Below are 4,829 nucleotides of genomic sequence, written 5' to 3'. Positions count from 1 at the left end.
GATCCCAGGCTACGTCTGAAAGCAAAGCCCATTGAAAAGGTAACGGATGAAATCCGCCAGCTTGCAAATGATATGCTGGAAACCATGTACGAAGCTCCGGGCATTGGTCTTGCTGCCACACAGGTTAATGAACAGAAACAGTTAATTGTTATTGATGTTTCTGAAGATAAAAGCAGCCCGTTGTTTTTGATTAACCCGGAATTAATTGAAACCGAAGGCGAGCGTGAATTTGAAGAGGGCTGTCTTTCAGTACCGGAAGCTTATGAAACAGTCATCCGCGCTGACACAATCCGTGTGCGTGCACTGAACCTGCAAGGCGAAACGTTTGAAATGGATGCCGATGGTATTCTGGCAACCTGTATTCAGCATGAAATCGATCATCTGGAAGGCAAACTGTTTGTTGATTATCTAAGTAACCTCAAACGTCAACGCATCAAAAAACGGCTGGAGAAACACCAGAAACAAAAACTATAAGGACATCCATGCGCATCATTTTTGCCGGCACTCCGGACTTTGCAGCAACCACGCTGGCGGCTCTACTGACAACAGAACATGAAATTTGCGCCGTCTATTCACAACCGGATCGTCCGGCTGGCAGAGGCCGGAAACTGACTGCCAGCCCGGTTAAGCAACTTGCTTTACAACATCATATCCCGGTTGAACAACCTCTCAACTTCAAAGCTGAAGCCGATAGAGCTACGCTTGCCGGTTATCAGGCAGACTTAATGATTGTAGTAGCCTATGGGTTACTGTTACCACAAAGTATTCTGGACACTCCCCGACTGGGCTGCATTAACGTTCATGCTTCGCTGTTGCCACGATGGCGTGGTGCCGCACCAATTCAACGTGCCATCCTGGCTGGGGATAAACAGACCGGTGTCTGTATTATGCAAATGGAAGCCGGCCTGGATACCGGACCCGTTATCAAACGTGCAGAAATAGCCATAGAGGCAAATGATACTGGCGAACAACTGCATGAAAAACTGGCATTGTTGGGCGCCAACACCCTGCTGGAAACATTGAATAACTTTGATGAATTACAATCCCTGTCAATGCCCCAGGATGATGCAGAAAGCTGTTATGCGGCAAAAATACTTAAAAAAGAAGCCAATATAGATTGGTCACAATCCGCACAGCAAATTGACCGGCAGATTCGCGCATTTAATTCCTGGCCGGTTGCCCAGACCCTCTGGCAGGACAAAATGCTGCGGATATGGCAAGCAACAGTGCTTGATTCACCAAATCATACTGTTAAACCAGGCACGATTATCCAGGCAGACCGTCAGGGAATTGATGTTGCTACCGGGGATGGTGTCATTCGTTTATTATCGCTCCAGGCACCGGGGAAAAAGGCCGTTCCAACCAATGACTTTCTGAATGCTCATCCCTTAAAGGCAGGCGACTATTTTGGCTAAAAGTAATTTATTATGCCCACGCAGTGCTGCCGCATTAGTCATACAGCGGGTAAAACAGGGACAATCATTAAACACCGCTTTTGTAGATATCAGCAAACGACTGGATGAAACTCAACGCCCCCTATTCCAGCAATTAACCTATGGTGTAATTCGTTGGTTTTTTGCTCTTGAAAGCATCAGTGAGCAATTACTTTCCAAACCGTTAAAACCGAAAGACGCTGATCTTAAGGCTTTGCTTCTGGTAGGTATATATCAACTTCGCTCGTTACGCATACCCGATCATGCTGCCCTGTCAGAAACGGTTAACGCCAGTAAACGCTTGAACAAACAATGGGCAAGCGGCTTAATCAATGCCTGTCTACGAAATTATCAACGCCAGCAGGATACATTGGAAAAAAACCTGGCTGAACAAACAGTGACTGAATATGCTCATCCAGCCTGGCTGATTGAAAAATATCAGGCTGACTGGCCAGATTTGTGGCAAGACATTTTGACGGCCAACAATCAGCAACCACCGATGATGCTGCGGGTTAACAGCCGGGAATATTCCCAGTCGGAATATCTGGAATTGCTAGAGAAAGCCGCCATTCCTGCCACTGCGATTGAAAACTGTCCCCAAGGGATCTTGTTGGAACAAGCCTGTGATGTATTTGCTTTGCCGGGTTTTGTAGAAGGTGCGGTTTCTGTGCAGGATGGAGCCGCACAACAAGTGGTTGATTTACTTGATTTACAACCAAATCAGCGCATTCTCGATGCCTGTTCAGCACCGGGTGGAAAAACCTGTCATATTCTGGAAAGATTTCCAAATAATGAAGTCATCGCTGTGGATATCAGTCAGGAGCGGCTCGAGCATGTTGAGGAAAATCTGTCACGATTGAATTTATCGGCAAATTGTCTCGCAGCGGATGCCAGCAATCCACAAAACTGGTGGAATGGTGAACAATTTGACCGTATATTGATTGATGCGCCGTGTACTGGCAGTGGTGTTATCAGACGTCATCCGGATATTAAACTGCTCCGAAAAGCAGAAGATATCGAACAGTTGGTCAGACAGCAGCAAGCATTGCTGGATAACTTATGGCCATTACTGAAACCGGATGGCTTGCTGGTTTATACCACTTGTTCTGTTTTTAAGCAGGAAAATGAATTACAGATAGAAGCATTTTTGCAACGCCAGCCCGAGGCTATGGAGCAGCTTCCATCCCGGGCTCCAGCTCGAAGAGTAAGCTTCGGCTATCAATTGCTACCGGGAGATAACCATCTGGATGGTTTCTATTATGCCTGCCTACGTCACCGTTAAACGTCTTCTGGCGTTTTTTTTGTTGCTGTTTGTCTCTGTGCAAACCGTAAAGGCTGAGACATTCTATATCGAACAGGCTCGCACTTCTCCAGCGGGCAACGGCTATCTTTTGAATGCCTCTATCAGCTACCCGTTAAATGCCCGGGTTAAAGAAGCCCTTTATAACGGGGTGCCAATTACCTTTGTACAGGAAATTCAGTTAATCAGAAGTTATCCGGTTCTGGGAGAATGGTGGCAATGGCAGAGTAATATCTGGTCTACCGAAATACGTTATGTATTGCGTTATCACGACTTGTCCCAGCAATATCTCTTACATTCCATGGATACCAAAACGCATCGCAATTTTACGACCATGGAAAGTGCATTAAGCGGCATGGGGGAGATTAAAGATTTTAGTCTGCCACCACAACATACGCTAGATACCAGCGATCTGATCCTTAGAATTCGCAGCCAGATTGATTTAAACGCGCTGCCTTCTCCTATGCGACCTGGAGCGTTTCTTTCCAATAAATGGGATTTAGCCAGCGATTGGCATGAGGTGGCATGGCCTTCCAATTAATCAGAGGGCTCAGCTCGGGAACGGCACCGTATTTTTCACTGGCTTTATTATTATTAATATTGGCCTACATGCTCAGTGCGGCTACTCAGGACACCTCTCGTCTAAGTGATTTATTTCTTTATATTTTTGGCCTGGGCCTAGTTTGTCTGCTATTACTGGCCGGGATACTGGCCCGTGGGTTATATCGACTTTACCGTGATTTCAAACGCAAAGCGCCTGGATCACGCCTCACACTGAAACTGGTCAGCTTGTTTGTGTTACTGATTGTTGGCTCTACCAGTATTGTTTACGGGTTCTCCGTACATTTCCTGCAACGTGGTATCAATAGCTGGTTTGATGTAAAAGTCGAACAGGCTTTAGAGGACTCGCTGGAACTGAGCCGTAACGCATTTGGTATTCGCATGCGTACCTTACTGCGTCAGACACGAATGATGGCCGGTGTGTTATCAGAACTGCCAGACTCACGCCTCACCAATAGTCTCCGGGAACTGGTGCAACTAAGTGGTGCACTGGAAATCAGTATCTGGAATATGCAAGGCCGACTGGTGGTATCCAGTATTGAGAATCCGGCGATTATTATCCCTAATGCACCCGATGAATCCATCGTGCGTCGTCTGCAACAGGGTGAAGATTATATTGGTCTGGATCCGGCAGCAAATGATGAACTGCAATTACGTGCAGCAGTGATGTTGCCACGAAAATCCATTCTTGCCGAAGAACGCTATTTACATGTGGCCTTTCCGGTCAATGATCATTTGAGCTCATTGGGCAAAAATGTGCAGGATGCCTACACCGACTATAAAGAGCTGAGCTATTTACGCAAACCGTTAGTGACCATCTTTACGTTGACTTTGAGCCTGATCGTTTTCCTGACCATGCTGGCCTCAATCTGGTTTGCGGTATGGATCTCCCGACGCATGGTTCAACCCTTGCAGGAGCTGGCAGAAGGCACCCAGGCTGTTGCCTCCGGTAATTACAATATGCAACTTACCGCCTCCGGTCACGATGAAATCGGTTTTCTGGTGCGCTCTTTCAACCAGATGACTCAACGCCTGACCCAAGCCAGAAATGCATCAGACAGAAGCCATCGCTTACTGGAACAGCAGACCAGTTACCTGACAACCGTATTAGGCAGCTTATCCAGCGGGGTTATTACTATTGATAATGATCTGTACCTGCGCACTGCCAATTTGGCCAGCAGTCAGATCCTCGGCGTCAATTTACAGCAAAGACTGGAAAGCTCATTAGATGCTCTGGCTAAGCTTAATGACAATCTGCATAGCTTTGCCTTACTGATTCAAAATTACACCTTCAAGTCCGTCGCCTGGCAACAGCAGATAGAATTGCAGCAAACTAAAGGTCGTCAAACCTTGATGTGTCATGGCACCCCCCTGCCCGGTGAAACCGGCTGGGTGATTGTGTTTGATGACATCACAGCCCTGTTGCAGGCACAGCGTAATGCTGCCTGGGGGGAAGTTGCCAGGCGGCTGGCACATGAAATTAAAAACCCGCTCACCCCCATTCAATTATCGGCTGAACGTTTACAACATAAATA

At 46.9% G+C, this 4,829-nt stretch carries 5 protein-coding genes; all 5 read left to right on the top strand.

Annotated elements, in window-relative coordinates:
• Positions 1–474, top strand: a 474-nt coding sequence (gene def, locus B3M51_RS11820) for a peptide deformylase (protein WP_292759454.1), incomplete at its 5' end; no start/stop codon positions are given.
• A gap of 8 nt (positions 475–482) precedes the next feature.
• Positions 483–1,415 carry a methionyl-tRNA formyltransferase gene (gene fmt, locus B3M51_RS11815; RefSeq protein ID WP_292759450.1) on the top strand — a complete coding sequence of 311 codons (933 nt, stop codon included), beginning with the start codon at positions 483–485 and terminating at the stop codon, positions 1,413–1,415.
• Complete coding sequence (gene rsmB / locus B3M51_RS11810; RefSeq protein WP_292759448.1) at positions 1,408–2,715, top strand: 16S rRNA (cytosine(967)-C(5))-methyltransferase RsmB; 1,308 nt, start codon at positions 1,408–1,410, stop codon at positions 2,713–2,715. Before fmt ends, rsmB begins: the two co-directional genes overlap by 8 nt.
• Entirely contained in the window at positions 2,693–3,274 is a 582-nt protein-coding gene (locus tag B3M51_RS11805; protein ID WP_292482951.1) for a DUF4390 domain-containing protein, read from the top strand. The genes rsmB and B3M51_RS11805 overlap by 23 nt, the downstream gene beginning before the upstream one ends.
• The coding region (locus B3M51_RS11800) for a HAMP domain-containing protein (RefSeq protein ID WP_292759444.1) at positions 3,259–4,829 on the top strand (1,571 nt) is incomplete at its 3' end. The genes B3M51_RS11805 and B3M51_RS11800, both read left to right, overlap by 16 nt.

Origin of the sequence: Methylophaga sp. UBA2689 (assembly GCA_002354555.1) — a bacterium.
GTDB lineage: Bacteria > Pseudomonadota > Gammaproteobacteria > Nitrosococcales > Methylophagaceae > Methylophaga.
This window is presented reverse-complemented; position numbering and strand designations above follow the sequence as displayed.